Origin of the sequence: Ruegeria sp. PrR005 (assembly GCF_010500245.1) — a bacterium.
GTDB classification, from domain to species: domain Bacteria; phylum Pseudomonadota; class Alphaproteobacteria; order Rhodobacterales; family Rhodobacteraceae; genus Ruegeria_B; species Ruegeria_B marisflavi.
In genome coordinates, this window is the sequence record NZ_JAAGOX010000002.1 from 94,797 (window position 1) to 120,946 (window position 26,150).

The 26,150-nt window shown below is 64.2% G+C and carries 25 protein-coding genes; 6 read left to right on the plus strand and 19 right to left on the minus strand.

Annotated features, from left to right (window positions below):
• Positions 1 to 67 precede the first annotated feature (67 nt).
• The 10 genes from G0P99_RS01425 to G0P99_RS01465 all read right to left on the minus strand — a co-directional run bounded on the left by G0P99_RS01425 (position 68) and on the right by G0P99_RS01465 (position 9,285).
• Complete coding sequence (locus G0P99_RS01425; RefSeq protein WP_164127010.1) at positions 68 to 940, minus strand: helix-turn-helix transcriptional regulator; 873 nt, start codon at positions 938 to 940, stop codon at positions 68 to 70.
• The gene (locus G0P99_RS24910) at positions 941 to 1,066 is read right to left on the minus strand and encodes a hypothetical protein (protein WP_255455741.1); all 126 of its coding nucleotides are present in this window, start codon (positions 1,064 to 1,066) and stop codon (positions 941 to 943) included. It lies immediately after the preceding gene.
• Positions 1,063 to 2,331 carry a c-type cytochrome gene (locus G0P99_RS01430; protein WP_164127174.1) on the minus strand — a complete coding sequence of 423 codons (1,269 nt, stop codon included), beginning with the start codon at positions 2,329 to 2,331 and terminating at the stop codon, positions 1,063 to 1,065. Before G0P99_RS01430 ends, G0P99_RS24910 begins: the two co-directional genes overlap by 4 nt.
• The gene (locus tag G0P99_RS01435) at positions 2,331 to 3,515 is read right to left on the minus strand and encodes a formate dehydrogenase subunit gamma (RefSeq protein WP_164127011.1); all 1,185 of its coding nucleotides are present in this window, start codon (positions 3,513 to 3,515) and stop codon (positions 2,331 to 2,333) included. The genes G0P99_RS01430 and G0P99_RS01435 overlap by 1 nt, the downstream gene beginning before the upstream one ends.
• Before the next feature lie 123 nt (positions 3,516 to 3,638).
• Positions 3,639 to 4,232: a formate dehydrogenase FDH3 subunit beta gene (gene fdh3B / locus G0P99_RS01440; RefSeq protein WP_164127012.1), complete on the minus strand. Its 594-nt coding sequence runs from the start codon at positions 4,230 to 4,232 to the stop codon at positions 3,639 to 3,641.
• A gap of 12 nt (positions 4,233 to 4,244) precedes the next feature.
• On the minus strand, positions 4,245 to 7,139 hold the full coding sequence (locus G0P99_RS01445) for a formate dehydrogenase subunit alpha (RefSeq protein WP_164127013.1): 2,895 nt from the start codon (positions 7,137 to 7,139) through the stop codon (positions 4,245 to 4,247).
• 108 nt (positions 7,140 to 7,247) lie between these two features.
• Positions 7,248 to 7,436 (minus strand): ubiquinol-cytochrome c reductase iron-sulfur subunit N-terminal domain-containing protein, encoded by a 189-nt coding sequence (locus tag G0P99_RS01450; protein ID WP_164127014.1) that lies wholly within the window; start codon positions 7,434 to 7,436, stop codon positions 7,248 to 7,250.
• Between the two features lie 62 nt (positions 7,437 to 7,498).
• The gene (locus tag G0P99_RS01455; RefSeq protein ID WP_164127015.1) at positions 7,499 to 8,110 is read right to left on the minus strand and encodes a molecular chaperone; all 612 of its coding nucleotides are present in this window, start codon (positions 8,108 to 8,110) and stop codon (positions 7,499 to 7,501) included.
• Positions 8,111 to 8,113: 3 nt separating this feature from the next.
• On the minus strand, positions 8,114 to 8,728 hold the full coding sequence (locus tag G0P99_RS01460; protein WP_164127016.1) for a DUF3306 domain-containing protein: 615 nt from the start codon (positions 8,726 to 8,728) through the stop codon (positions 8,114 to 8,116).
• A complete protein-coding gene (locus tag G0P99_RS01465) occupies positions 8,725 to 9,285 on the minus strand; it encodes a DUF3305 domain-containing protein (RefSeq protein ID WP_164127017.1) in 561 nt (186 codons plus the stop codon). The genes G0P99_RS01460 and G0P99_RS01465 overlap by 4 nt, the downstream gene beginning before the upstream one ends.
• Positions 9,286 to 9,579: 294 nt before the next feature.
• Here G0P99_RS01465 and G0P99_RS01470 point away from each other — a divergent pair, with 294 nt between their 5' ends.
• Positions 9,580 to 11,529 (plus strand): 4Fe-4S binding protein, encoded by a 1,950-nt coding sequence (locus tag G0P99_RS01470; protein WP_164127018.1) that lies wholly within the window; start codon positions 9,580 to 9,582, stop codon positions 11,527 to 11,529.
• A 53-nt stretch (positions 11,530 to 11,582) separates the two neighbouring features.
• Here the strand turns inward: G0P99_RS01470 and G0P99_RS01475 are convergent, their stop codons facing one another.
• Positions 11,583 to 12,311 (minus strand): cytochrome c, encoded by a 729-nt coding sequence (locus G0P99_RS01475; protein WP_164127019.1) that lies wholly within the window; start codon positions 12,309 to 12,311, stop codon positions 11,583 to 11,585.
• A 68-nt stretch (positions 12,312 to 12,379) separates the two neighbouring features.
• Between G0P99_RS01475 and G0P99_RS01480 the strand changes: the two genes are divergently transcribed.
• The 4 genes from G0P99_RS01480 to G0P99_RS01495 are packed head-to-tail and all read left to right on the plus strand — an operon-like array spanning position 12,380 to position 14,815.
• Positions 12,380 to 12,577 (plus strand): DUF6494 family protein, encoded by a 198-nt coding sequence (locus tag G0P99_RS01480; protein WP_164127020.1) that lies wholly within the window; start codon positions 12,380 to 12,382, stop codon positions 12,575 to 12,577.
• The gene (locus G0P99_RS01485) at positions 12,574 to 13,635 is read left to right on the plus strand and encodes an Mrp/NBP35 family ATP-binding protein (protein WP_164127021.1); all 1,062 of its coding nucleotides are present in this window, start codon (positions 12,574 to 12,576) and stop codon (positions 13,633 to 13,635) included. The genes G0P99_RS01480 and G0P99_RS01485 overlap by 4 nt, the downstream gene beginning before the upstream one ends.
• The gene (locus tag G0P99_RS01490) at positions 13,632 to 14,339 is read left to right on the plus strand and encodes a biotin/lipoate--protein ligase family protein (RefSeq protein WP_164127022.1); all 708 of its coding nucleotides are present in this window, start codon (positions 13,632 to 13,634) and stop codon (positions 14,337 to 14,339) included. Before G0P99_RS01485 ends, G0P99_RS01490 begins: the two co-directional genes overlap by 4 nt.
• Positions 14,336 to 14,815 (plus strand): DUF6505 family protein, encoded by a 480-nt coding sequence (locus tag G0P99_RS01495; protein ID WP_164127023.1) that lies wholly within the window; start codon positions 14,336 to 14,338, stop codon positions 14,813 to 14,815. The genes G0P99_RS01490 and G0P99_RS01495 overlap by 4 nt, the downstream gene beginning before the upstream one ends.
• Before the next feature lie 309 nt (positions 14,816 to 15,124).
• On the opposite strand, the gene G0P99_RS01500 is transcribed toward G0P99_RS01495, so the two are convergent.
• The 8 genes from G0P99_RS01500 to acs form a co-directional block, all read right to left on the minus strand.
• The gene (locus G0P99_RS01500) at positions 15,125 to 15,625 is read right to left on the minus strand and encodes a flavin reductase family protein (RefSeq protein ID WP_164127025.1); all 501 of its coding nucleotides are present in this window, start codon (positions 15,623 to 15,625) and stop codon (positions 15,125 to 15,127) included.
• Positions 15,626 to 15,810: 185 nt separating this feature from the next.
• On the minus strand, positions 15,811 to 17,223 hold the full coding sequence (locus G0P99_RS01505; protein ID WP_164127026.1) for a PolC-type DNA polymerase III: 1,413 nt from the start codon (positions 17,221 to 17,223) through the stop codon (positions 15,811 to 15,813).
• 1 nt (position 17,224) lies between these two features.
• Positions 17,225 to 17,743, minus strand: coding sequence for a hypothetical protein (locus tag G0P99_RS01510; RefSeq protein WP_164127027.1), 519 nt, complete (start codon positions 17,741 to 17,743; stop codon positions 17,225 to 17,227).
• 34 nt (positions 17,744 to 17,777) lie between these two features.
• Positions 17,778 to 19,601: a DUF294 nucleotidyltransferase-like domain-containing protein gene (locus G0P99_RS01515; protein ID WP_164127028.1), complete on the minus strand. Its 1,824-nt coding sequence runs from the start codon at positions 19,599 to 19,601 to the stop codon at positions 17,778 to 17,780.
• Between the two features lie 109 nt (positions 19,602 to 19,710).
• The gene (locus G0P99_RS01520; protein ID WP_164127029.1) at positions 19,711 to 21,495 is read right to left on the minus strand and encodes a sodium:solute symporter family protein; all 1,785 of its coding nucleotides are present in this window, start codon (positions 21,493 to 21,495) and stop codon (positions 19,711 to 19,713) included.
• Positions 21,496 to 21,501: 6 nt separating this feature from the next.
• Complete coding sequence (locus G0P99_RS01525) at positions 21,502 to 21,786, minus strand: DUF4212 domain-containing protein (RefSeq protein WP_164127030.1); 285 nt, start codon at positions 21,784 to 21,786, stop codon at positions 21,502 to 21,504.
• 172 nt (positions 21,787 to 21,958) lie between these two features.
• Positions 21,959 to 22,642 (minus strand): adenylate kinase, encoded by a 684-nt coding sequence (locus tag G0P99_RS01530; RefSeq protein ID WP_164127031.1) that lies wholly within the window; start codon positions 22,640 to 22,642, stop codon positions 21,959 to 21,961.
• Positions 22,643 to 22,652: 10 nt separating this feature from the next.
• Positions 22,653 to 24,617, minus strand: coding sequence for an acetate--CoA ligase (acs, locus tag G0P99_RS01535; protein ID WP_164127032.1), 1,965 nt, complete (start codon positions 24,615 to 24,617; stop codon positions 22,653 to 22,655).
• Positions 24,618 to 25,080: 463 nt separating this feature from the next.
• Here acs and dctP point away from each other — a divergent pair, with 463 nt between their 5' ends.
• Positions 25,081 to 26,094 carry a TRAP transporter substrate-binding protein DctP gene (dctP, locus tag G0P99_RS01540; RefSeq protein ID WP_164127034.1) on the plus strand — a complete coding sequence of 338 codons (1,014 nt, stop codon included), beginning with the start codon at positions 25,081 to 25,083 and terminating at the stop codon, positions 26,092 to 26,094.
• The last annotated feature ends 56 nt before the right edge of the window (positions 26,095 to 26,150 follow it).

Consider the following 26,150-nt stretch of genomic DNA (forward strand, 5'->3'; position numbering starts at 1 on the left):
TTTTCGTCGAAAAATCCTGCCTCCGGCGGGAGTACTTCCGCCGAAATGAAAAGGCTGGAGCCGCGCGTCAGCCAGACGCGCCGTTCCGGTGGACTGTCCCAAGCCCGGAGATGTCATAGCCGTCGAGTTCGGCAGCCCGCGCTGCAAACGCTGGTGATCGCAAGAACTGAATGAGACGTTGCATCGGCGGATCAAACGCAGCGCGGCGCCAGATCGCCAGATCAAATCGTTCTTCATGCGTAGGGATGTAGCTCAGCCCATGCGACGCGGCCAGCGCGCCCAGGCCAAAACCCACCTCGGCCTTGCCGGTCTGGAGTAGAACGGCAAGGTCCTCTTCGGTGCGGGCGCGGTTCTCGAGAGGATCGATGTCACCCAGCGTCAGGCCGTAGGCCGAGAGTTCGGCGCAGAACAGGTGTTGGCTGGCCGCGCTGTCCTGGCGCATCGCGACCTTTCGGCCGCGTAGATCGCCGAAGCCAGCAACACCTTTGACCTCTGGCGACAGCAACAGGCCACGGCTGCGGCGGGCGATCTCGATCAGGACCACGGGTGCCTCACCCATGGTTTCGGCCAGGGTTTCGACATTGAATCCGTCATCCTCACGAATGTGCAGCGCGACAGCTTGTGCCGTGCGGGCCTTCAGCCGGTCGAGCCCGTCGAAAGACCCATCGTAATAGGTTGCCAGGCCCGATCCGCTTTCGCGCAGCGCCCAGTCGAGCAGCGGGTCGTGACTGCCAGCCAGGATCGGCGGCAGGGGAGGTTCCGCCACCTGCGGTCCGGCGTGGGAAGCGTTCAGCCAAGCTAGGATCTCGGCTCGGGGAAACAGCAGTTTGCCCATGGCGCGCACATGCGGAATCTCACCCGAAGAGGCAAGGTCGTAAGCCTTTCGCTCGCCGATCCGAAGCAGATCGGCAAGCTCGCGGGTGGTCAGGTACTCGGGCATTCAGTCGAGGCGTACGTCGTTGCCAGTGGCCCGGTCGGCCGCGGAAAAGCCGAACTGGTTCAGCGCATAGGGGGCGGCCACGGTCACGACGATCATCATGACAACAGCGCTCAGAAAGGCTTTCATTTCTGGTTCTCCACTTGAGTGGCCCGATGCAGGTAGGCGATCAGATCGGCGCGGTCCTGCGCTTGGGTGATCCTCTGCATCGGCATCTTTGATCCCGGAATGTAATGGTCCGGACCGAGGTCGAAAAGCAAATTGATCGTTTCGTCGGTCCAGATGATATCCGAACCTTTCAGCGTATCCGAATACAGATAGCCCGGCAGGGTGCCGGCAGGGCGGCCAAATATGCCAAAAAGCGTTGGGCCGGCCCGGCGCCCGCCACCGGGCGTCAATGCATGGCAGATCGAGCATTTGCGCGCGAACTGACGTTCGCCATTCTCCATCTTGTCCGGGTCTTTCAGGAAACTACGGTCCGTTTCCGCCATCTTTCCATGCTCGTCCAGTGAATCGATGGGCCAGCTGTACATGGTGTCGGCAATCCCGCCAGCGTGGATGTTCTCGCCGTCAGGAGAGAACGCCAGCGCCCAGACCGGTCCGTTCAGTGTGGCGCGAAAGTCTCGGGCGATACGCCACTCTGACGTGTCGATCACCATGATGTAGCCCTCTCCATCTCCTACGGCGAGGTGGTCGCGGTCTGGGCTCAGCGCCAGGGCCAGTATGGGGCGGCGATCCAGGGTGAAGTCACGTTCCGCCCCGGTTTCGAGATCCAGAATCCGGGTCACCCCATCGACCGCGCCATAGGCTAGCCAGCCATCGCTTTCATTCAGCACGATCTCGTTGATGCCAAAGCCGTGGCGCACAACCTGGCGGACTTCCTGCCCGCTGCTCACATCCCAGAGCCGCAGCACGCCGTCCATGCCGGCAGAATAGAGGTGGGAACCGTCAGCGCTGAAGGCGACCGCGTTCACTCCGCTCCCGCTCGGACTCAGCAAGCGGCCTGTTGTGCCGTCTTGTGGCCAGAGGCCGATGGTTCCGTCCCAACTGGCGGTGGCGACATGGGTCTCGGACAGCGCCACTCCCACGATCTTGCCCTTGTGCTGTCCGACGACGGCGCCGCCGGGCCAGCGGCGCAGGGTAAAGTCGTCACTGACCGAATAGAGCGCGGTGCCATTGAATGCGACCGCGTTGACCGCGGCCTCATGCCCCTCCAGCCAGTTGGCCTGCGTCCCGGTCCACAGACCCACGGAATTGTCAAAACTGGCGGTGGCGATGCGCCCGTCTGGGGCGGTAGCGATTCCCATGATCGGGCCACCGTGCCCCTTGAGGGTAAAGAACTCCGCCGCCCCGGTTGCGGGCAACAGGATCATCGCCAGCGCCAGCGCCCGCATCATTCCGCCGGAGTGGGCTTTCCCTGGGTGGCTTCGGCCGATTTGACCTCGTCCAGCCACAGCGAATGGTGTTCACGCGCCCATTGCTCTTCGACTTCGCCGGTTCCCATCGCGTCAAAGGCGCCTTCCATGCCCACCGAGCCCAGATAGATATGGGCGATGATGATGGTGATGAAGGCAAAGGCCACGATGATGTGCCAGAGCTGGGCGAACTGCATCTCTTGATGCGGTCCCATTGTCTCAGTGAACGTCAGGCCCATCATTTGCGGCAGGCCGGTGGCATTGGCCAACGCAAAGGTCTTGGCGAACATCGGCATCTCAAACGGGAAGAGCAGCGACAGACCCGAAAGAGAGATGGACACGCCCAGCAGGATGCAGAGCCAGAAGATGATCTTCTGCCCGGCATTGAACTTCTTGGCCGGTGGGTGGCTGCCCTTGCTGAACAGCCCGCCGCCGACGGCGAGCCATTTGAGGTCATGCCGGTTGGGGATGTTATGGGCGATCCAGTTGAGGGTGACGATCACCAGCCCCAGCATAAAGGCCCAGGCGATGTTGTTGTGTAGCCATTTACAGGCCAGCGCGATGGTCGCAAAACCTTCCTTGCCGAACAGCGGGATCAGGAAATCCCGACCATAGAGGGTGATCAGCCCCGATACGGCCAAGACCAAAAAGGATCCGGCGAACAGCCAGTGGCCAAAACGTTCAAAATCAGTGAACCGTGTGACCGTGCGGCCGGTCTTCTCGCCGTCGATGCGGATCTTGCCACGGATCAAATAGAAAAGCAGCAGCAAGGCCAGCATACCGCCCAGCGCATAGGTTCCATAATCGCGCAGCGGGCCGGCGCGGAAGGTCACCCACCACATGCCACTATCCTGGATGATAACGTCCGCCGCAGGTCCGCGGGCCGAGACGGTTACGTCTGCTGACCCGTAGCGCAGGGCGCGGTAAACTTCGCTGTCCGACGCGCCGCCTCGAATACCAAGCTGGGCCTCATAGGGAGATTCCTGACTTCCAGTATTACTGGAACGATAGGTCGGATCGACCTTTTCTCCACGCTGCCGGGCCAGAATATCCTCCAGTGTGGTGGCGCCACCGGTGGCAGATCGGTCGGGGGTTGCTTGCTCTTGTGCCCAGGCAGGCAGGGCGAGGCAGATAAGACAGAGGAGGAGTCGCAGAACCGGCATTTTACCCTCTTCGGCGGATCGCAGAAATCTTGCCCGCCACAAGGCGGAGCGGAGCGCTTTCAATGAAAACTCAAGTGGGGGACTGGCGCGGCAGGGCCGCGCCAGTCTGTTGTTCAAGCGGGATCATCCGCCTTTCTGGTCATAGGCCGTGCCCCAGCCCCAGGCGCCCGAACCGAAGCCACGGGCCACTACGCGTTCGCGGTAGATGGCCGAGACCACATCGCCATCGCCCGCCAGAAGTGCCTTGGTCGAACACATTTCGGCGCAGATGGGCAGCTTGCCCTCGGCGATCCGGTTGCGCCCGTACTTGGCAAATTCGGCGGTGGAGTGGGTTTCCTCGGGGCCGCCGGCGCAGAAGGTGCACTTGTCCATCTTGCCGCGCGATCCGAAGTTGCCCGCCTGCGGATATTGCGGCGCGCCAAAGGGGCACGCGTAGAAGCAATAGCCGCAGCCGATGCACAGGTCCTTGGAATGCAGCACCACACCGTCTTCGGTCTGGTAGAAGCAGTCCACCGGGCAGACCGCCATGCAGGGGGCGTCCGAACAATGCATGCAGGCCACCGAGATCGAGCGCTCGCCCGGCTTGCCGTCATTGATCGTCACCACCCGGCGGCGGTTGATGCCCCAGGGCACCTCGTGCTCGTTCTTGCACGCGGTGACGCAGGCGTTGCACTCGATGCAGCGTTCAGCGTCGCAGAGAAACTTTGCTCTTGCCATGATCGGTCCTCCTTACGCTGCCCAGATCTTGCAGAGAGTTGCTTTGGTCTCCTGCATCTGGGTCACTGAATCGTAGCCATAGGTCTGGGCGGTGTTGGACGCTTCGCCCAGGACATAGGGATCGGCCCCGGCCGGATACTTCGACCTGAGATCGTCGCCCTGGAAGTGCCCGCCAAAATGGAAGGGCATGAAGGCCACGCCGGCACCGACCCTTTCGGTCAGCATCGCCATCACCTTGACCTTGCCGCCTTCGGGACCTTCGACCCAGACCTGCTGCCCATCGCGAATGCCCAGATTGTTGGCATCGCGGGGGTTGATCTCGACGAACATGTCCTGCTGCAACTCGGCCAGCCACGGGTTCGAACGCGTCTCGTCGCCGCCGCCCTCGTATTCGACCAATCGGCCCGAGGTCAGGATGATCGGATAATCCTTCGAGAAGTCATTCTTCTGGATCGACGCATAAAGCGTCGGCAGACGATAGAACTTGCGGTCCTCGTAGGTTGGATAATCCGCCACCAGATCGCGCCGGTTGGTGTAGAGCGGTTCACGGTGTACAGGGATCGGATCCGGGAAGGTCCAGACCACGGCACGAGCCTTGGCATTGCCGAAGGGCGCGCAGCCATGCTTGATCGCCACCCGCTGGATGCCGCCTGAAAGGTCGGTCTTCCAGTTGGTCTTTTCGGCCGCCACAGCATCGATCGCCGCACGTTCCTCAGGCGTCAGGTCGCCGTCCCAGCCCAGGTCCATCAGCATCTGCATGGTGAACTCAGGATATCCGTCCTGGATCTCCGCACCCGGGTTCGACACGCCTTCGGCCAGAAGGTTGTCGCCATCCCGCTCGACCCCGAAACGTGCCCGGAAGCACAGACCGCCTTCGGCAACCGGCTTGGACATGTCATAGAGGTTGGGCGTACCCGGATGGCCCATCTCGGCGGTGCCCCAGCAGGGCCAGGGCAGGCCATAGTACTCGCCGTCGTTGGGACCGCCCACCGCTTGCAGCGTTGTCCTGTCGAACGTGTGCTGGTTGGCCATGTGGCTCTTGATCCGCTCGGGCGACTGGCCGGTATAGCCGATTGTCCAAAGGCCCGAGTTGAACTCCCGTGTGATGCTCTCGACGTTGGGCGTTTCCGGGTCATCCATTTCGATGTTCCGGAACAGCCGGTCGGCCCAGCCGAACTTGTTGGCGAACTTGGCCATGATGACCTCGTCCGGCAGCGATTCGAACAGCGGATCGACAACCTTGTCGCGCCACTGGAGCGAACGGTTCGAGGCCGTGACCGAGCCGCGGGTTTCGAACTGTGTACAGGCCGGCAGCAGGTAAACTCCGTCGGTCCGGTCATGCATGACAGCCGAGACGGTCGGATAGGGGTCGATCACGACAAGCATGTCGAGCTTTTCCATCGCCGTCTTCATTTCCGTGCCACGGGTCTGGCTGTTGGGCGCGTGCCCCCACAGTACCATGGCGCGGACGTTGTTGGGCTGGTCCATGTTCTCCGGGTTTTCCAGCACGCCGTCGATCCAACGGCTGACCGGAATACCGGTTTCCAGCATCAGCGACTTGTCCTTGCCGTCCTTGTCCTTGACGGTGGCGAACTGCGCCTTGAGCCAGTCCATGTCCTCGCCCCAGACCCGGCCCCAATGGCCCCAGGCACCAGCTGTCAGGCCATAGTAGCCCGGCAGGGTATGGCTGAGCACGCCAAGGTCGGTTGCCCCTTGCACGTTGTCATGGCCGCGGAAGATGTTCGTGCCACCTCCGCTCGTGCCCATGTTGCCCAGCGCCAGCTGGAGCACGCAATAGGCGCGGGTATTGTTGTTGCCATTGGTATGCTGAGTGCCGCCCATGCACCAGATCACGGTGCCGGGGCGGTTGTTGGCCATCTGCATCGCCACGCGGCGCAACTGGCTTCCGGGCACGCCAGTGACGCGTTCGGTCTCTTCGGGAGTCCATTTCGCGACTTCGGCACGGATCTGGTCCATGCCCCAGACGCGGGTGCGGATGAATTCCTTGTCTTCCCAGCCGTTTTCAAAGATGTGCCACAGGATGCCCCAGACCAGCGCCACGTCGGTGCCGGGCCGGAAGCGCACGTATTCATCGGCATGCGCGGCCGTGCGGGTGAAGCGCGGGTCGCAGACGATGAGCGGTGCGTTGTTCTGCTCCTTGGCCTTCAGAACGTGCAACAGCGAGACGGGATGCGCCTCGGCCGGGTTGCCGCCAATGATGAAGATGGCCTTGGAATTATGGATGTCGTTGTAGCTGTTCGTCATCGCGCCGTAGCCCCAGGTGTTGGCAACACCTGCAACGGTCGTCGAGTGACAGATACGCGCCTGATGATCCACGTTGTTCGTGCCCCAATAGGCGGCGAACTTGCGGAACAGATAGGCCTGTTCGTTATTGTGCTTGGCTGAGCCCAGCCAGTAGACGCTGTCAGGTCCGCTTTCATCACGGATCTTCATCATGCCGTCGCCGATCTCGTTGATCGCCTGTTCCCAGCTGATGCGCTTCCACTCGCCGCCCTCTTTCTTCATCGGGTACTTGAGGCGGCGTTCGCCATGGGCATGCTCGCGGACCGAGGCCCCCTTGGCGCAGTGGGCGCCCAGGTTGAACGGGCTGTCCCAGCCGGGCTCCTGCCCGACCCAGACGCCGCTCTTGACTTCGGCGATGACGGTACAGCCCACCGAACAATGGGTGCAGACCGATTTCACGGTCTCAACGGCGGATCCGGCTGCCGTCTGGGCGCTGGCCTGCGTCACGGTACCGCCCGTGGCGCTGATCGCGGCAAGGCCGCCGATCGCCAGACCCGAACCGCGCAGGAACGCGCGGCGGTCGACATGGGTGTCGCCGACCTGAGACAGGATCGAAGTCCGCTGGGGGCGTCGCGCAACCCCGTTGGTCTTTTTCCTTAGCATCTTGTTCCTCCCGTGCTGGCCACGACCATCGTGGCTGGCTTGGTACTCTCCGAAACCGGTGTCAGGGCCTCACGCAACCGTCGACCGGGGGGTGACGGCGTCCGGTTTTCAGAACCGGGCGCTGTCGAGATAGGCGCGGGTATGCGCGGTGTCCTGAAGACGGGTTTCGTCCACGGGCAGGTCGGCGGCCTGAGCCTCGCCCCCGATGGCGGCTGCGGCCACCGCGGCGGGCGCGGCGGTGCCGGCCAGTTTCAGGAAGTCGCGGCGGGTTGCGCCTTCTTCCCTGGTCTTGCTCATGGGGTCCTCCTTTCCCATTTGCGGTTCTGGTATCCCGTTCGGGACACCGGCGAAAGGCGGCCTCAGGCCGCCGTCATCCGGAAGGCTTCGCGTTCGATCTCCATGAACACCCGGCCGGCAGAGCCGACCGAGGCATAGAGCACCGAATTTTCGGCGCCTTCCAAATCCGTGAAGAAATGACCGGCCCAGGGGCCGATATGTCGTGCCCAGAAGGTTTTCTGGTCGTCCAGCGTAGCCGGTTTCCCGAACCGCCCCACGATCATGCCTGCCATCATTTCCATCAGCGAGGCGATATTGTCCTCGGGCTCATAGACATTCTGGGCGCGGGTAATGCCGCGAGCGGCCATGTCCTGACGCAGCTGCGCCAGCGGTTTTTCGTTCAGGAACCCGGTGAGGTAGTAACTGGCGTAAGGCAGCAGCTCGCCCCGTCCGAGACCGATGAACAGCGCGTTGAACTCGCGTTCCGCCGCGGCGGGTTTCGTCACCCGGGCCACACGCGCCATTGAACCGATGGCTTGGCCCAGGTCCGACTCGTCGCCCGATAGCCCTGCCACCTGGTTGAGCAGAATCTGGTCAGGCGGCGCGGCCAGGATCAGCCCCAGAAAATTGTAGAAATCCGCGCGCAGCCGGTCCTCTTCGCCGATTGTGGGATTTGCTGTGCTGGTCTGGGCCATTCTTTATCCTTCGAACGAAAAACGCATGCGGCGCGGAGCGGGGAGGGCGGGCGCCTCGGGGTCCCGCAAGGGGACCACCTCGTTGTCCGCGTCGGCTGCGGAAGCAGCCTCCATCTCGGGCGGGGAGGTCTCGGCAAGAGCCAGCGGGACCTCTTCAACCTTGTCTGGTGCGGCGGCGGGCAGATCTTCCTCTTCGGGATCCTCTTCACCGTTGGCCTGGGCGGCCAGAGCCTCGATATGAGCGAGCATGCCCTTGCCGACCTGATAGGCGGTTTGCAGGTTCTCCACCACAAGCGCGGCATCCGTATAGTCCTCGCCATAGTCGACCAAACCGTCAACATTCGCCAATACCGGGTTCAGTCGCCAAAGGCGGCGCAAGGCTCGGCGGCGGAGCCGGTCGGGTACCAGATCCGACATGAACCGTGCAACGTCATCGCCGGGTTGCAGCGTATCCGGATCGGGCAGTTCAAGCCGTTCAAGAATTTCGTCGTCGCTCTCCTGCTCCAGCGCCGCTTGCGCCTGTGCGCGTGCCTCGGCGCTCTGCGCTGCGGCTTCGGCGTGCTCTTCGGCGACAACCGCCGCGCGCCGCCTTGTCCAGAAATCGCCGCTTGCGCTCATTGCACAACCCTCCGGCCCGGCGCGCGGTAGACGTCGCTTTCCTGGCGGATTCGTGCATCGCCGCGCCCGTCTTCGACCAGATCGACCCGCTTGCGATCCCGCTTGCGTTTGACAAAGCCCTCGGCCTCGAAATGAGCCAGCGCGAAGTCCCGTACCCAGGCAATCAGGCCCGGGGTCATCGCAATCTTTTCGACGATGTCATCGGATGTGTCGGCATAGTCCTGGCCTTCATACGGTGACGCCGTCACCAGAACCGCGTCCAGCGGTCGGTCGGCCGCCTCACTCTCGCGCAGAACCAGGTAGATGGAAGGTGTCCCGTCGGCCAGATTGATCATGTACGCTTCGGCGTCCGAGGACCACAGCACCAGGGGCAGAGTGGCCGCATGGTATTCGACCGCCTCACCTTCGCGCCGCAATTCCGACCAGTCGGCTGGTCCCGCCCCCGGAAGAACAGCGACGGCGCGCCAGTTCCAGCGCGCCCAGCGGGTCACGCCCGGCGATTTGCGGACAACCACGCCCAGCGGCATTTCGATGCGATTGTTTGCGGCCTTCGCCAAACGGTCCTCCCCGGAAAGCTCTCCCCTTCTTTCCGTCCGTCAAACTATGCGAGGTAAAAACACGTCTGCCAAGGCTTTTGACGTGATTGGCCCTGTTTTCTTACCACAAAAGATATAGTGAAGATGTATCTTTGTTTGGCCATCTTTGACCAGCTAGCGCGTTTGGTTTGTTGGCAAAGGGAAGATGTACAAATTTTTACCGTTGGCCATGCGGCCTTTACCGAGCGCTCTGGCTGGGCCACATTCCACGACGGGAGAAGGAAGGTCCGCAGTACCGGATCGGATGGAGAGAGAATGTCCAAGACTTTGATTCTGTGCGATTGTGCCGGGTCCCAGAGCATTGATGCCGAGCGGATCTCTACGGCTTGCGGGGCCGGGTGTTCGCGCGTCTACCGGTCGCTTTGCACCACGGAACTGGAAAAGGCGGCGAATCTGCTTCAGTCCGGCGAGGCCATTATCGCCTGCGGACAGGAACAGGACGCGTTCACGGCCCTGGCTGAAGACCTGGGCGTCGAAACGCCCGGATCTGTCGATCTGCGGGACCGTGCGGGCTGGTCCGACCAGGGGGCACAGGCCGCCCCCAAGATGGCGGCGCTGGTGGCCGAGGCATTTATGCCGGTTCCGGTGACCCCGGCGGTGGATGTGCTCAGCGAGGGGGTATGCCTGATCGCCGGTCCTGCCCAAGCTGTCTGCGATCTGGCAGAGCGACTGTCAGGGGCACTGGCGGTGACAGCCCTGATCACCGAAGGCGACCTGCCGATGACACGCGCCTATGACGTGGTGACCGGAAAACTGGTTCGGGTGCAAGGCGCCCTGGGCGGTTTCCGGTTGCGGATCGACGGGTTCCGTCAGATCCAACCCGGGGGGCGTGGGGCCTTTGAACTGACCGTGCCAAAGGATCGCGCCGTGTCAGAGTGTGATATCGTGATCGACCTTACCGGCGGCACACCCATGGTTCCGGCCTGGGAGAAACGCGAAGGGTATCTGCGCGCCGATCCGCGCGACAGGCTGGCGGTCGAACGCCTGGCGTTTGAGGCCGCGCAACTGACCGGGACATTCGAAAAACCGCTCTATATCCGGCTGAACGAAAGCCTGTGCGCCCATTCGCGGGCCGAACAGACCGGCTGTTCGAATTGCCTCGATATCTGTCCGACCGGGGCGATCACACCGGCGGGCGATCACGTGTCCATCGATCCGATGGTGTGTGCAGGTTGCGGCGCCTGTGCGGCGCTGTGCCCCTCGACCGCGATCACCTATGAAGACCCCGCGCTTGCCACCCTCCTGGCGCGCATGCAGATCCTGGCGCGGACCTATCGCAAGGCGGGCGGCGCCGCGCCACGCCTGTTGGTTCATGACGCGCACGGGGCCGAGATGATCCGCCTCGCCGCTCGCTTCGGCCGGGGTTTGCCTGCGGATGTCATCCCGTTGGAACTGAACGTTGTTTCCGGTTTCGGCCATGCCGAGATGCTGGCCGGTCTGGCGCATGGGTTTGCTTCGGTATCGGTCCTGTGCGGTCCGAGGACCGAGCGCGAGGCTCTGGACCGGGAACTGGCGCTGGCCGTGGCGATTGCAGGGCCGGGGCGGGTGAGCCTGCTTGATATGACCGACCCTGACGCCTTGTCCGAACATCTGTACATGGCGGAGGTCAAAGCACCGCTGGCGGATCCAGTGCTGCCGATGGGCAATCGCAGGCAGGTCACGCGGCTGGCGGCGCAGGCCCTGAACCCCGGCGGGCCGGTTCTGCCGCTGCCCGAGGCAGCACCCTATGGCGCGGTGGTGGTGAACACGGATGCCTGTACCCTGTGCCTCAGCTGCGTGTCGCTCTGCCCTTCGGGGGCGTTGATCGACAATCCGGACATGCCTCAGTTGAACTTTCAGGAGGACGCCTGCCTGCAATGCGGCATCTGCCGCAACATCTGCCCGGAACAGGCGATCACGCTCGAACCTCGGCTCGACCTGTCCGAAGCGGCGCTTGGCCAGCGCGTGCTGAACGAGGAAGAGCCGTTTGCCTGTATCGAATGCGGCGCGCTCTTCGGCGTCCGCTCGACCGTCGAACGGATCATGGAGAAGCTCGCGGGCAAACACCCGATGTTCGCCGAAAGCGCGCAGGCGCGGATGATCCAGATGTGCGACAATTGCCGGGTGGGTGCCCAGTTCCAGGCGACGGACAACCCGTTTGCCGCCAAGGAACGGCCGCGCACGGTCACTACCGAGGACTATTTCAGCAGGCGCAAGGATCATTGACCCACGTCCTGTCTTCATTTCGCTGCAAATATTCCGGGATGTATCGTGAGGCGCTATTTCATGATCAGCGGCGCGCCCAGGTCTGCCGCGCCGGTTGCCGCGACAAAGGCAAGGATGGCCTCCAGCTCCTCTGGCGTCAGCGTCACCGGGTGGATTGGCGACGGGCGCTCGGCGTCAAAAGGCGCCGTGATGCCTTCGACCTGGGTAAAGGCGGGATGCGGGCGCAGAGCGTAGAAAGACTGAAACCGGCTGTCCCAATCGGACAGGGCGCGCAGCACGCCAAAGGACGGGGTAGAACCGATCCCTTTCATCCGGTTCTGCTCGCCAACCACATGACATCGCCCGCATTTTTCCAGCGACAATTGCGCGCCAACGGCCGCGTTGCCGTCAAACTGTGGCGCGGCTTCGGGTTCCGCTGTCTCGAAACTGGCGGAGTAAGCGGGGCCGTCCTGTGGCACGAAAGCTTCGATTGTCCGCTTGCCGATGTCGCTTTGCAACCAGTCCCGGAACCGTTCCTGCCGTTCCGACCCGTCGGTGCGAAGGAAGTAAACCACATCGCCGCGCCAGAAAACCGGCGCGTTGTCTGTTACGGTCGTCAGTTCCATCGGGCCTTCGGGGTCGATGATAACGCGAATTCCGGTCTTGAGCGAGAAGCGCGGCAGAATATGTTGCAGAAGACCCGAGCGTGCCACGGCCTCGGGGCTGGCCAGACCGATTGCCTCCTGCGCGGCGCAGGGGCTGGCGAAGGCGAGCAGGCTGAGGCACAAGAGGGCGTGTCGCATGTTTCGCAGCGTAATGGCGGTGTGGGCGATGCGTCAATTGATGCGTGGAATACAGGAGAGACCGGCCCATGAGCGGCGATTACAACATGTCGATGCGCAAATTCCTCAAGCAGGTGGGCGTCACCAGCCAGCAGGCCATCGAGGAAGGCCTGCGCAAGGCCGGAACCCCCAAGGGCAAGGAATTCAAGGCAAAAATCGTCCTGACGGTCGAGGGGCTGGACGTTTCCCACGAGGTCACGGGCGTGATCCGGGACGGTGACGCATGAGCCTGCGTGACGCCGTTCTGGCCAACCTCAAGAAGATTACCGATCCGGCCTCGGGGCAGGATATCGTCAGCGCCGGAATCGTCCGGGCACTGAACGTGGACGGCGAAAATGTCCGTTTTGTACTCGAGATCGACCCCAAATTGGCCGAAATGTACAAGCCCGTACAAAGCGCCGCCGAGCAGGCCGCGCAGATGGTCGAAGGGGTCGCCAAGGTCTCGGCGCTGATGACGGCGCATTCGGAAAAGGCGCCGCCCGATCTGAAACCGCGTGCCAAGGCAGCACCGCAGGGGCCGCAGCCGGTTGCCGGTGTGGACCGGATCGTTGCCGTAGCCTCGGGCAAGGGCGGGGTGGGCAAATCCACCGTGTCGGCCAACCTCGCTTGTGCGCTGGCCGCCGAAGGGCGGCGCGTGGGCCTGCTCGACGCCGATGTTTATGGCCCGTCGCAGCCGCGCATGCTGGGCGTGTCGGGCCGGCCCGCCAGCCCGGATGGCAAGACCATCCTGCCGCTGAGGAACCATGGCGTGACCATGATGTCGATGGGGCTGATGACCAACGAGGGGCAGGCGGTGGTCTGGCGCGGTCCCATGCTGATGGGCGCGCTGCAACAGATGATGAACCAGGTGCAATGGGGCGGTCTGGATGTGCTGATCGTCGACCTGCCGCCGGGGACAGGCGATGTGCAACTGACGCTGAGCCAGAAATTCGCGGTGGATGGGGCCATCGTGGTCTCGACGCCGCAGGATGTGGCGCTGATCGACGCCCGCAAGGGGATCGACATGTTCCGCCAGCTCAAGACGCCGATCCTGGGCATGATCGAGAACATGTCGACCCATATCTGCTCCAATTGCGGACATGAAGAGCATGTGTTCGGTCATGGCGGCGTTGCCGCCGAGGCGGAGAAGCTGGGCGTGCCGCTGTTGGGTGAGATCCCGCTGCATCTCGACATCCGGGTCGCCGCCGATGGTGGCGCGCCGATCGTTGTCAGCAAGCCCGACAGCCCACAGGCCGAGGCGTTCCGCCGGATCGCGCGTGAGATGATCGCCAAGGGGCAAGCATGAGCACACCCACCTTTCCGCCGCTGATGCAGGGCGTTGCCGTGTCGGGGGGCGAGGCGCCGTTTGACCGCGCCCGCGCCATGGCGGCGATGGGCTGTGACGGCGGGACGGTGGTGCATAACGTGCAGGCCGACCGGCTGCGGGCGGCGCTGGTCTTTGCCCCCGAGGTGGTGCTGGCCGAGGCGATGGCGATGCTGCCGCTCTGCGGCGTGGGGTTCCAGAACGCGCTGGGCGCGCTGGCCCCGCCCGAGGTGGCGGTCCACCTGACCTGGGAGGGCGGCATTCGGGTGAACGGCGCGCTATGCGGGCAGTTGCAGGTGGCGGCGGATACGTCTGACCCGGCGCTGGTGCCCGACTGGCTGGTGGTCGGTCTGGACCTGGTGCTGTTGCAGACGACTGAGGACCCCGGCGAGACACCGGACCGCACCGCGCTTTATGAAGAGGGCTGTGCCGATGTGCCCGCCGAGCAACTGCTGGAAAGCTGGGCCCGGCATGTGATGACCTGGATCAACCGCTGGGAAAGCGATGGCAACGGGCCGCTGCATGCGGAATGGATGGGGCTGGTGCCGGGTGTCGGCGAAGCGGTGACGCGGGCGGGGATATCCGGCACCTTTCTGGGGGTCGACGAGCGGTTTGGCATGCTGATCCGCGATGACGCCACGACCCATCTGGTGCCGCTGACCGATGTTCTGGAGGATGAGGCATGAACCTGGCCCGGGCGATTCATTTTGACGAGAGCGACACGCGCGTGTTCCATTCGCCCGCGCGCACCGGGGAGTGGTGCATTTCGGGTGGGTTCGAGTTCTCCAACTGGGGCGAGGCGGATCTGGAGGGCAAGGCGCGGCAGGCTTTTGCCAATGGCTGGCTGGGCTTGGAAACCTTTGGCCGGGTGACATTTGTGGCGGTGACCCGGGCCGAGCCGCATGAGGTCGAGGCCTTGACCGAGAACCTGGCCCGGCATTTCGTGGCTTTTTATGGCGCGCCCTCGGTCGAGGCGGCCATGGGCGTGGCGCGGGCCGAGATCGACCATATGGCGGAGCTGTGCGACGGGCATGATCCCAACACGCTGTTGACCGTGGCACGCGATCTGACCGAAGCGGGGGTGCGCGAAAGCTTTCGCACAATTGCGCCGCAAGAGGCGGAACTGGACCTGCTGGCGGTGCATGCCACGCCCGACGAATAGGGCCGGCCCGCGATTTCCGCTGTCAAAAGGAGCGCCTGCGGCGCGCTCTTTTGGTGCCGCGCCTTGCGGCGCGGGATGCGAGGCGCTGCCTCGCGCTCCGGGATATTTTTGGCAAGAGGAAAAGGGCGGTGCGCCGGAGACAGGCGGTGTCTCGTCCGTCAGGCTGACACGAGAGGGCCGATGGCGCGTTGGCGCGGACAGGCGCGTCTTTGCCGCCGCGTTTTGTGCCACGGGATGCGAGGCGCTGCCTCGCGCTCCTGGGTGGCTTTGGCGAGCGGAACGGGGCGGGCGCGGCGTGCCAGGGAGCGGTCAGAGCAGGTCGGTGAAGCCGCCGAACTGTCCGCGCTTGAACATCAGCCCTTTGCCGGGCCGGTGGGTGGCGCTGAGCACTTCGCCCACGAGGATCTGGTGATCTCCGGCCGGGTAGCGCGCGTCGAGCCGACAGTCGAACCGGGCCAGCGCATGTTTCAGGGTGGGAACACCGTTGAGGCCGGGCTGCCAGTCCACATGGGCGAAGGCCAGCCCGTCGCGCGCGAAGCTTTGTGCCAGATCATGCTGATCCTCGGCCATGACATGGATGGCGTAATGGGGGGCATTGGCAAAGGTGTCGTAGCGCGCCGACCCGTTGGCCAGGCACCAGAGCACCAGCGCCGGGTCGAGCGAGACAGAGGCGAAGGAATTGGCGGTGATCCCGGCAGGCCCACGCTCGGTCATGGCGGTGACCACGGTCACCCCGGTGCCGAAGCAGCCGAGCGCGTCGCGAAAGGCGCGCGCGGTCTCGGGGCCGGGAGTGAAGGTGGTTTCGGTCATCTCATGCTCGTGGGCGGGGTTTGCCCCCACGTGCCATGGCACGCGACCTTTGTCCATGGCGGGCACGGCGGTTCCGGCGGGGCGGGCGAGGGGCGATTTGGTATCCATTTCCGCAGGAAAACACGAAAATACGCTTTTTAGATGTCGGAAAAGCGTCCAAGCGGGGCGCGGATGCGGCCCGGAGCTCAGTTCAGGTCTTCGAGCAGGCGGCCGTGTTTGCGGGTCTCGGCGATAACCTCGCCGAAGCGGGTGATTCCCCGGGCGCGCAGCATCGGCAGCATGCGGCAGAGCACCTCGGCGGTGGCCTGGGCGTCGCCAAGTGCGGTGTGGCGCAGCTCGGGCGGGATGGTGACGCCGAGCCGGTCGCAGAGCGCGTCGAGCGTGTGGGTCTCGCTGGCGCCGAAGAGGACGGCCGACAGGAGCACGGTGTCGAGGATCGGGTGATCCCAGTCGAGGCTGCAGCGTTTGGCGTGGCGGCGCAGGAAGGCCATGTCGAAAGGCGCGTTATGGGCGACGATCACCGCGTCGCGGGCGAAATGGTGGAATTGCCGTGCAGCGGTGACGATGTCGGGGGCACCGGCCACCATTGCGTCGGACACGCCATGCACTTTGGTCGAGGCGGGCGGGATCGGGCGGCCGGGGTTCACCAGCTGGTCAATGCGCTCGCCCGGCACGATGCGGCCCTTGACCACCCGGACGGCGCCGATCTGCACGATCTCGTCCTTGTGCGGCAAAAGCCCGGTGGTCTCGGTGTCGAAGACGGCGAAGCTGAGCGCGTTCAGGTCCATATCTTCGAGCGCGGCATCGGTGAACTGGCTCAGCAGGTCGAAATCGTAGACCAGCGGCCGGGCGGCCTCGGGGGCGATGCGGGCGCTGGCCTCGTCGAGGATGAGCATATAGCCGGGCGCGTCGCCCAAGGGCTTCATGCGGGCCTGATAGGTCTGCGCGCCGTCGGCGCCAGAGAGGGTGCAGGGAACTTCCAGCCCCGTCTTGGCCAGCCGGGCATAAGCCTGTTCGAGGCTGTCGCGCTGGAAATAGTCGAACAGCGAGGCGTTGAGGCGCGGGTGGGCGATCTGGGCCAGCACTCCGGCGGCCTGACCGTCGTAGAGCACGATCTGGTGGCGCGGATTGGCCAGCAGCATGGCAACCGGGATTTCGGTCAAAAGCGCGGTCAGGCGCTCTTTCTCGGCCGACAGATGCGCGGTCTCGGCGGCGATGGCGGCAGCGGTGTCGAGGGTTGAGCTGCTGAGCTGCCCGGCGAGACCCGCGGCGGCGGGGGCCAGATCGCCCAGATAGCGGGCAGCGTGCAGGTCGACCTCGCCCTCGACCCCGGCATGGGCGCGAGCGCGCATCTGGGCGGAGAGACGCTCGATCGGTTTGGCGATGTTTTCATCGAACAACAGCCAGACGCCGACACAGAGTGCGGCGAGGCCGAAGGCGGAGATCATGCCCGCCAGCACGAAAGCGTTCATCAGATCGGTGGCCGTGGCCCGCGCATAGGCGATCCAGAGCGCAGCCAGCACCACCGCGATTCCGCCGACAGCCAGCAGGCAGAAGAAGAGAAAGACGCGCAGGCGCAGACTGAGACCGGTCAGCATGTCAAACCTCGCAGGTGGCCACGATCAGAGGATCGCCAGCCGGAGGCTGGCGCCAGTCGGCATTGAGCACCGCACCGTCGGCGCCGAACTCGGCCCCGTCGGCCAGATTGGCGCGGCGGAACCCGTCGCAATCGACCAGAACGGGTAGTTTCGACACCGGCGCCCAGCGGCCGAAGAGATAGAGATCGACGAGGCGCTGGCCGGGTTGGGCGGGGTTCGTGCGGACCGAGCCCGCGTCGATGGCGGCGAACCGGTTGACGAAGGGCACGACATAGGTCCAGGGACGGTAGAGCGCCCGGCTTTCCACCGTTTCGATGATCTGCATCGCGTCGGGAAGGGGGGCACGGGTGCGGGCGTACCAGCCGTATTCGCTGGCGATGGTGACGCCGATCATGCCGCACCCGGCGGCGACGGGCGCCAGCCAGCGCGGCAGACGTCCGCCCAGGAGCCGGTTCAGCGCCATGACCACACCGGCCAGGGCAAGCCCCGCCACCAGCGTTCCGATCAGTTCCAGAAACATTGTCTCTCTCCTCCAGCCTTCCGGTCCCCTCCGGTCAGCTCAACATGCCTTTGCCATGGCCCACGGCCGATTGCATCGTCTTTACCACCACGAAGGCGTCGCGCAGATGACTTCGCTCAAAGTCCGAGAGCGATGTGGGGGCCAGATAGTTGTCCGGCGCCTCAGCGCGCCGGACCAGCGCGGCCTGATGCTCCAGCCGGGTCTCGGCGATCAGGTCATAGGCGTCCTTGAGATCGCGCGCGCCGGACGGGCTGAGCACGCCCGCCGCCTCGGCGGCTTCGAGCCGGGCACGGGTGCCGACCTCGGTCAACTCGCCTTGCAGCGCATAGATGCGGCCCAGATCGACCACCGGCACCACGCCATTGTGTTTCAGATCGAGCGTGTTGCGGTGCTCGCCCGAACGGATGGTGGCGAAACCGCGCAACAGGCCCAGAGGCGGGGTGTGTTTCAGCGAGTTCGAGATCATATGGGCGACAAAGATAGAATTGGCGCGCGCAGCGCGCAGGGTTTCGGCCTGAAGATCGGTGAACAGCGCCTGATGCCCGCCGATCGGGCGCAGGTCGAACATCACGCTGGCCAGCATCTGTGCCTCGGGGTTCGGCCTGGCGATCCAGCCGCGGAAATAGTCGCGCCAGACCCTGACCGGCTGGCACCAGCGCGGGTTGGTGGCCATCATGTCGCCCGGGCAATAGACATAGCCGCAAGTATTCAGCCCGTCGCAGACGAACCGCGCCAGGTCCTGGAAGTAGGGCATCTGCGGCTCTGTCACCGCATCGTCCAGAAGCAGGCAGTTGTCTTGATCCGAGACGCCGGTCTGTTCCTGCCGGCCCTGGCTGCCGCAGGCAAGCCAGAGATATGGCACTGGCGGCGGTCCCAGCTTCTCCTCGGCCAGCGCTAGCAGGCGGCGGGTTGCGGTGTCGGCGATATCGGTGATCAGGCGGGTGACCACTTCGTGCCGGTTGCCGCCCGCCACCAGTTGCACCAGCAGGCGCGGGATCTCGGCGGTGACCTCGGCCATCTCACCGGCGCTGGTGGCGCGGGCGAGGCGGCTGACCAGCTCGGCGGAACTGACCGCCTGGAACCGGGTCAGGTCGGTCTGGGTGACCATGCCCACCAAGCGCCCGGCCTCGACAATCGGGATATGGCCGATATGGCGCTCCATCATCGCATGCAGCACGTCCGAGCCGATGGCCGAGGGGGCCAGCGTCAGGGGGGCAGGGGTCATCACCTGGGCCACGGGCGTGTCGGGGCTGCGCGCCTCGGCCACCACCTTGCCCGAAAGGTCGCGCTGGGTGAGAATGCCGACCAGCGCGTCCCCCTCGCAAACGCAGAGCGAGGAGATGCCGCGCGCGCGCATGTCCTGCGCGGCGGCCTGCACCGTGGTACCGGGCGCGCAGGTGGCCGGATCGCGGGCCATCAGGGTTTCGACCCGGCTGGTGGCGAGGCTCTGCACTTGCGGGCGGGGCGCGCGGGCGCGGTTGAAGAATTTCGCCACCACCGGATGGGCGGCCATGAGTTCGGAGAACAGTTCGGGCGGCAGCACCAGCAGAACCGAATGGGCATCGGCCCGGGCCGAGGTGACGGCGTGCCCGTCCCGCATCAGGCCGCGTTCGCCGAAGGAGTTGCGCAGGCCGAGGTGCGAGACCACCGCGTCGTTTTCATCGCGGATCTCGACCTGGCCCTCGTAGACGATGAAGAGGCCCGGCAGTTTCTCGCCCAGATCGTAGACGGCGAAATCGCGCTCCACCTCCCAGGCGTCGATGCGGGGGGCGATGCGTTCAAGCTCGGCCAGCGGCAGCGCGTCATAGGGGTGGACGGATTTCAGGAACCGGGTGATCTGTTCGGGCGAAAGGGGCATGGGGCACCAGTGTAGCGGAATTAAAAAGTCCCGCCAGGACAAGGCCTGGCGGGACCGTGGTCAGTAAGGGCGGCCCAAAAGAGGGAGGGAAGCAGGACCGCCCGTCAACTCAGTGATCCTGAGCTGCGCCTGCGCCTCGGGGGATGCGCACGCTTTCGACCAGGTCTTTGATCTCCTGCGGAGTTTCCTCGGTCATGCCGGCAACGATATAGGCGACCGCGAAGTTGACCAGGGCACCGATTGCGCCGAACGAGGTCGACTTGACCGTGCCCAGAAGCGGGTCGGCATCGGTGAAGGAGTTGGTGTCGGGAATGAACATCCAGCCCTTGTGCAGGAAGATGTAGACCAGCGTCACGATCAGACCGGCCAGCATACCGGCCACGGCGCCCCGGTTGTTGATCTTCTTCGAGAAGATCCCCATCATCAGCGCCGGGAAGATCGAGGCCGCGGCGAGACCGAAGGCGAGCGCCACTGTCTGGGCGGCAAAGCCCGGCGGGTTCAGACCCAGATAGGTGGCCACCGCGATCGAGACGGCCATGGCGATCCGGGCGGACAGAAGTTCACCCTTTTCCGAGATCGAGGGGTTGATCGAACCCTTGATCAGGTCATGGCTGACGGCCGAGGAGATTGCCAGCAACAGACCGGCGGCGGTGGACAGCGCGGCGGCGAGACCACCGGCGGCGACCAGACCGATCACCCAGCCCGGCAGGTTGGCGATCTCCGGGTTGGCGAGAACCAGGATGTCGTTGTTGAACTTGGTCAGTTCGTTGCCGGCCCAGCCCTTTTCGGCAGCCTTGGCCTGCATGGCCTCGGACTTGTCGTTGTAGTACTGGATCTTGCCGTCGCCGTTCTTGTCTTCCCAGCCCAGAAGGCCGGTCTTTTCCCAGGTTGCCATCCAGTCATAGCGCGGATCGGTTTCGATCTGCTCCAGCGAGACGGCTTCGGCGTCGGTGCCATTGGGCCACATCATGTCGGTAATGTTGAGCCGTGCCATGGCGCCCACGGCGGGGGCGGTCAGGTACAGAAGCGCGATGAACACCAGCGCCCAGCCCGCCGACCAGCGTGCGTCCGACACCTTGGGAACGGTGAAGAAGCGCATGATGACGTGGGGCAGACCGGCGGTGCCGATCATCAGCGACAGGGTGAAGAGCACCATGTTGAACGTGTCGCCGTTATGGGTGGTGTATTCGGCAAAGCCCAGCTCGCGCAGGATCGCGTCCAGCTTGGCCAGCAGAGGCTCGCCGGAAGCGGCATGGTCGCCGAACAGGCCCAGGCCCGGGATCGGGTTGCCGGTCAGTTGCAGCGAGATGAACACGGCCGGGATGGTATAGGCCATGATCAGCACGACATACTGGGCAACCTGGGTATAGGTCACGCCCTTCATGCCGCCGAACACCGCATAGGCGAAAACGACCACGGCGCCGATCAAGAGGCCGGTGGTGTTCGACACTTCGAGGAAACGGCCGAAGGCCACGCCGACGCCGGTCATCTGGCCGATCACATAGGTCACCGAAGCGACGATCAGACAGATCACGGCCACTAGGCGCGCGGTCGGGCTGTAGAAGCGGTCGCCGATGAATTCCGACACCGTGAATTTGCCGAACTTGCGCAGGTAGGGAGCAAGCAGCAGCGCCAGCAGCACATAACCGCCGGTCCAGCCCATCAGGAAGGTCGAGTTGTCATAACCGACAAAGGCGATGAGACCGGCCATCGAGATGAACGAGGCCGCCGACATCCAGTCGGCCGCCGTGGCCATGCCGTTCATGACCGGGTGCACGCCGCGACCGGCGGCGTAGAATTCCGATGTGGAACCCGCGCGGGCCCAGATCGCGATGCCGATGTAGAGCGCAAAGGAGGCGCCCACGAACAGCAGGTTGATGGTAAACTGATCCATGGGTGATTACTCCTCTTCCACGCCAAATTCGGCGTCGAGCTTGTTCATGCGCCAGGCGTAGAAAAAGATCAGTGCCAGGAACACCAGGATCGAACCTTGCTGGGCGAACCAGAAGCCCAGATCGGTGCCGCCCACGGCGATACCGCTGAGCATGGGGCGCAGCACGATGCCGAACCCGAAAGACACCAGCGCCCAGATGACGAGGCTGATGAGAATGATCCGCACATTGGCCTGCCAGTACCCTTTTTGGGCATCGCTGACCTGTGCGGAGGTTGTGGTATGGTCCGCCATCGCGGGTCCTCCTTGTTTCCTCCTGAGGCGCCCGGCTGCGGTCCGGGCGGTCTCACTCCTGAACCCCGCCGGTGGGCGGCGGGCATGACTCCTCCGATCCGCCAGGGCGGTCCGTCGGCATTCCATTTCGGGGGCAGGGGCGGCGCGGGCCGCGCGCCCCGGTCTTTCCCGCCTAGTCCATCGCCCCCTTGACGATGGTGGCGAGGCCCTGGGCGATCTCGTCGATCCCGCCCATGGCGTCGATCCGTTGCAGCACGCCATGGCCTTCGTAATAGGCGATCAGCGGCGCGGTCTGCGCGTGATAGGCCTCGAGCCGGCTGGCCACGGTTTCAGCATTGTCATCGGCGCGGCGCTTCATCTCGGTGCCGCCGCACTTGTCGCATTTGCCCGCCTGGACGGGCTGCTTGAACGTGTCGTGATAGCCCTCGCCACAGCCGCCACAGGTGTAGCGGCCCGAAATGCGGGTCACCATCTCGGCATCCTCGACCTCGAGGCTGACGGCGGCGTTGATGCGCTGACCGCTCTCGGTCAGCAGCGTGTCCAGCGCCTGTGCCTGCACGGTGGTGCGGGGAAAGCCGTCGAGGATCACGCCCTTGGCACAGTCAGGCTCAGCCAGCCGGTCGCGCAGGATGGCGATGACGATCTCGTCGCTGACCAGGTCGCCCGCCTCCATCACTGCCTTGGCCTGTTTGCCGGCGGGGGTTCCGGCGGCCACGGCGGCGCGCAACAGATCGCCGGTCGATAGCTGCACAAGCCCGAACTTTTCTTCCAGCATGCGGGCCTGGGTGCCCTTCCCGGCGCCCGGAGGCCCGAGAAGGATCAGAACGGCGGGGGTGGTCATCGTGGCAGCGTCCATGTCCATCCTCTTACTTGCTGGCGCGATTGGCGATCAGGTCATCGACGACCGAGGGGTCGGCCAGGGTCGAGGTGTCGCCCAGCGAGCCGAAGTCGTTCTCGGCGATCTTGCGCAGGATGCGGCGCATGATCTTGCCCGAGCGGGTCTTGGGCAGGCCCGGCGCCCACTGGATCACGTCCGGGCTGGCAATCGGGCCGATTTCGGTGCGCACCCAGGTGCGCAGCTCCTTCATCAGCTCGTCTGACGGCTCGCGGTCGTTCATCAGGGTGACGTAGCAATAGATGCCCTGACCCTTGATCTCGTGCGGGTAACCCACCACGGCGGCCTCGGCCACGGCGGCATGCGCCACCAGCGCGCTTTCGACCTCGGCGGTGCCCATGCGGTGACCCGAGACGTTGATCACGTCATCGACGCGGCCGGTGATCCAATAGTCGCCATCGGCATCGCGGCGGCAGCCGTCACCGGTGAAGTAATAGCCCTTGTAATCGGCGAAATAGGTCTTCTGGAACCGCTCGTGATCGCCCCAGACGGTGCGCATCTGGCCCGGCCAGCTGTCCTTGATGCAGAGCACGCCCTCGACCCCATTGCCATTGATCTCGACACCCGATTGCGGGTCGAGCACCACCGGCTGGATGCCGAAGAAGGGTTTCATCGCCGAGCCCGGCTTGGTCGCGTGCGCCCCCGGCAGCGGCGTCATCAGGTGGCCGCCGGTCTCGGTCTGCCACCAGGTGTCGACGATCGGGCATTTGCCCTTGCCCACCACCTCGTTGTACCAGTTCCAGGCCTCGGGGTTGATCGGCTCGCCCACGGTGCCAAGCAGGCGCAGGTCGCTCAGGTCGTGTTTTTCGACAAAGCCGGTACCCTGACCCATCAGCGCGCGGATGGCGGTGGGGGCGGTGTAGAACTGGTTGACCTTGTGCTTGGCGCAGACCTCCCAGAAGCGGCCCGCGTCAGGATAGGTCGGCACGCCCTCGAACATCAGCGTGGTGGCGCCATTGGCCAGCGGGCCATAGACGATATAGCTGTGGCCGGTGACCCAGCCCACATCGGCGGTGCACCAGTAGATGTCACCGTCGTGATAGTCGAAGGTGATCTCATGCGTCATCGCGGCATAGACCAGATAGCCGCCGGTGGTATGTACCACGCCCTTGGGCTGGCCGGTCGAGCCGGAGGTGTAGAGGATGAAGAGCGGATCCTCGGCGCCCATTTCGGCGGGGGCGCAGTAATCCGACGCCTCGAGCGCCATCTCGTTATAGTCATAGTCGCGGTCGGCGATCCAGGTGGTCTGGCCGCCGGTGCGCTTGACCACCAGGCATTTGACGCTGTCCTTGCAGTGCAGCAGCGCGGCGTCGGCATTGGATTTCAGCGGGGTCTTGCGGCCACCGCGCGGCGCCTCGTCGGCGGTGATCACCACCTTGGCGTCGCAGCCGTTGACCCGGGCCGCCAGCGCGTCGGGCGAGAAACCGGCGAAGACGATGGAATGGATGGCGCCGATGCGGGCGCAGGCCAGCATGGCATAGGCCGCTTCGGGGATCATCGGCAGGTAGATGACGACGCGGTCGCCCTTGCGCACACCCAGGCTCTCCAGGATGTTGGCCATCCGGCAGACCGAGCCGTGCAGCTCTTTATAGGTGATGTGCTTGGCGGGTTCGGTGGGAGAGTCCGGCTCCCAGATGATCGCGGTCTGGTCGCCCCGGGTGGCCAGGTGACGGTCGATACAGTTGGCCGCGACGTTCAGCGTGCCGTCGGCATACCAGTTGATCGAGACCTCGCCAAAGTTGTAGTTGACGTCCTTGACCTGGGTAAAGGGCTTGATCCAGTCGACCCGCTTGCCCTGCTCGGCCCAAAACCCCTCGGGATCGGCCAGAGAGGCCGCATACATCCGGTCATAGGTTTCCGCGTTCACATGCGCACGGGCCACCGTGTCGGCGGATGGCGCAAAGAGCTTGGTCTCGGTCTGAGCTGCTGGTGACATGGATGAGGCTCCTCCCTCTCACTGATTTCATTGCGACCGTTTTCACCCATCCCCATGGGTGTTGTCGATCCGCTTCCAACCCTGGGCGGATCATAGCTTAAACTGAAAATAATGGAATAAATTACTGGAATTCAAAGGATTGCTTGTAAAGAATTTTTTCAAAGCTGGAGTTTTTGTAAATGTTTGCGCCAAAACTACACAAAAAATGCAATAAAAACGCGGGGGATAGTGTCAACGAATTTTGCCTATGTTGCCTTTGCCCCGATCTGCCGGCAGGCGAGTTTGCGCTGTCGGGCTGCCGAAAAGGGTGTGACATAATGTTTCGGCAGGTGGTTGAATCGCGAAATCTTGCTGCGCTGCGGCGGCGGGCGACTCGCGGCTTGTGGGGTTGGCAGGGCCGGATGTTGGCGCTAGCTTGTCGGCAAGCGGCCGAAGACGGGTCGCCACAAAGGGAGAGACATTCATGAACAAGATGTTGAGTGGAGCGGTCGCGGCCGCCCTGACCGTTTCTTTTGCCGCCGAAGCCGGGGCCACCGAATGGAACGTGTCGGTCTGGGGCAAGCGGCGCGCGTTCACCGAACATATCGAGAAGCTGGCCGAGTTGGTCAGCGAAAAGACCGGTGGCAGTTTCACCATGAACGTCAGCTATGGCGGCCTGTCGAAGCCGAAGGAGAACCTGGACGGTATCTCGATCGGCGCCTTTGAAATGGCGCAGTTCTGCGCCGGCTATCACGCCGACAAGAACCGGGCCATCACCGTGCTGGAACTGCCCTTCCTGGGGGTCAACACTCTGGAGGAGGAAGTGGCGGTTTCGAACGCGGTCTATGCCCATCCGGCGGTGGCCGCGGAGATGGCGCAGTGGAACGCCAAGCTGCTGATGACCTCGCCGATGCCGCAGTACAACCTGGTGGGCACCGGCGACCCGCGGGACACGCTGGCCGAATACGAGGGCATGCGGGTGCGTGCGACCGGCGGTCTGGGCGATGCGTTCAAGGCGGTCGGCGGCGTGCCGACCTCGGTCCCGGCGACCGAAGCCTATAACGCGATGGAATCGGGCGTCGTGGACACCGTGGCCTTTGCCCAGCATGCACATCTGAGCTTTGGCACCATCAACAAGGCCGACTGGTGGACCGCCAACCTGAACCCGGGCACGGTGAATTGCCCGGTGGTGGTGAATGTCGATGCCTATGAGGCGCTGAGCGATGACGAGCGCGCAGCGCTGGACAGCTCGATCGAGGAATCGATCGCACATTATCTGACGAACTATGGCGAGCTGCTCAAGAAATGGGACAGCGTTCTGGCCGAGAAGGGCGTTGAAAAGGTAATGATCTCTGACGAGGTGCTGGCCGAGTTCCGCGACAAGGTGGCCGGGCCGATCAGTGCCAAATGGGTCGAGGACATGAGCGCCCAGGGCCTGCCCGCGCAGGAACTGCTGGATCTGGTGCATGCGACGCTGAAACAGGCGCAAGGCAGCTGATCGCCATTTGGGTCGGGCGCTGGTGCGCCTGGCCCGCTGTTGCCCCCGAACTGACT

What these genes read in the sequence shown, in the direction of transcription:
- G0P99_RS01505 (WP_164127026.1), bottom strand. Translation starts at nt 17,223, where the DNA reads ATGCTGACCGGTCTCAGTCTGCGCCTGCGCGTCTTTCTCTTCTTCTGC.
- G0P99_RS01435 (WP_164127011.1), bottom strand. Translation starts at nt 3,515, where the DNA reads ATGCCGGTTCTGCGACTCCTCCTCTGTCTTATCTGCCTCGCCCTGCCT.
- G0P99_RS01485 (WP_164127021.1), top strand. Translation starts at nt 12,574, where the DNA reads ATGAGCCTGCGTGACGCCGTTCTGGCCAACCTCAAGAAGATTACCGAT.
- G0P99_RS01495 (WP_164127023.1), top strand. Translation starts at nt 14,336, where the DNA reads ATGAACCTGGCCCGGGCGATTCATTTTGACGAGAGCGACACGCGCGTG.
- G0P99_RS01490 (WP_164127022.1), top strand. Translation starts at nt 13,632, where the DNA reads ATGAGCACACCCACCTTTCCGCCGCTGATGCAGGGCGTTGCCGTGTCG.
- G0P99_RS01500 (WP_164127025.1), bottom strand. Translation starts at nt 15,625, where the DNA reads ATGACCGAAACCACCTTCACTCCCGGCCCCGAGACCGCGCGCGCCTTT.
- G0P99_RS01510 (WP_164127027.1), bottom strand. Translation starts at nt 17,743, where the DNA reads ATGTTTCTGGAACTGATCGGAACGCTGGTGGCGGGGCTTGCCCTGGCC.
- G0P99_RS01525 (WP_164127030.1), bottom strand. Translation starts at nt 21,786, where the DNA reads ATGGCGGACCATACCACAACCTCCGCACAGGTCAGCGATGCCCAAAAA.
- acs (WP_164127032.1), bottom strand. Translation starts at nt 24,617, where the DNA reads ATGTCACCAGCAGCTCAGACCGAGACCAAGCTCTTTGCGCCATCCGCC.
- fdh3B (WP_164127012.1), bottom strand. Translation starts at nt 4,232, where the DNA reads ATGGCAAGAGCAAAGTTTCTCTGCGACGCTGAACGCTGCATCGAGTGC.
- G0P99_RS01470 (WP_164127018.1), top strand. Translation starts at nt 9,580, where the DNA reads ATGTCCAAGACTTTGATTCTGTGCGATTGTGCCGGGTCCCAGAGCATT.
- dctP (WP_164127034.1), top strand. Translation starts at nt 25,081, where the DNA reads ATGAACAAGATGTTGAGTGGAGCGGTCGCGGCCGCCCTGACCGTTTCT.
- G0P99_RS01515 (WP_164127028.1), bottom strand. Translation starts at nt 19,601, where the DNA reads ATGCCCCTTTCGCCCGAACAGATCACCCGGTTCCTGAAATCCGTCCAC.
- G0P99_RS01530 (WP_164127031.1), bottom strand. Translation starts at nt 22,642, where the DNA reads ATGGACGCTGCCACGATGACCACCCCCGCCGTTCTGATCCTTCTCGGG.
- G0P99_RS01520 (WP_164127029.1), bottom strand. Translation starts at nt 21,495, where the DNA reads ATGGATCAGTTTACCATCAACCTGCTGTTCGTGGGCGCCTCCTTTGCG.
- G0P99_RS01450 (WP_164127014.1), bottom strand. Translation starts at nt 7,436, where the DNA reads ATGAGCAAGACCAGGGAAGAAGGCGCAACCCGCCGCGACTTCCTGAAA.
- G0P99_RS01460 (WP_164127016.1), bottom strand. Translation starts at nt 8,728, where the DNA reads ATGAGCGCAAGCGGCGATTTCTGGACAAGGCGGCGCGCGGCGGTTGTC.
- G0P99_RS01455 (WP_164127015.1), bottom strand. Translation starts at nt 8,110, where the DNA reads ATGGCCCAGACCAGCACAGCAAATCCCACAATCGGCGAAGAGGACCGG.
- G0P99_RS01475 (WP_164127019.1), bottom strand. Translation starts at nt 12,311, where the DNA reads ATGCGACACGCCCTCTTGTGCCTCAGCCTGCTCGCCTTCGCCAGCCCC.
- G0P99_RS01425 (WP_164127010.1), bottom strand. Translation starts at nt 940, where the DNA reads ATGCCCGAGTACCTGACCACCCGCGAGCTTGCCGATCTGCTTCGGATC.
- G0P99_RS01445 (WP_164127013.1), bottom strand. Translation starts at nt 7,139, where the DNA reads ATGCTAAGGAAAAAGACCAACGGGGTTGCGCGACGCCCCCAGCGGACT.
- G0P99_RS01430 (WP_164127174.1), bottom strand. Translation starts at nt 2,331, where the DNA reads ATGCGGGCGCTGGCGCTGGCGATGATCCTGTTGCCCGCAACCGGGGCG.
- G0P99_RS01480 (WP_164127020.1), top strand. Translation starts at nt 12,380, where the DNA reads ATGAGCGGCGATTACAACATGTCGATGCGCAAATTCCTCAAGCAGGTG.
- G0P99_RS24910 (WP_255455741.1), bottom strand. Translation starts at nt 1,066, where the DNA reads ATGAAAGCCTTTCTGAGCGCTGTTGTCATGATGATCGTCGTGACCGTG.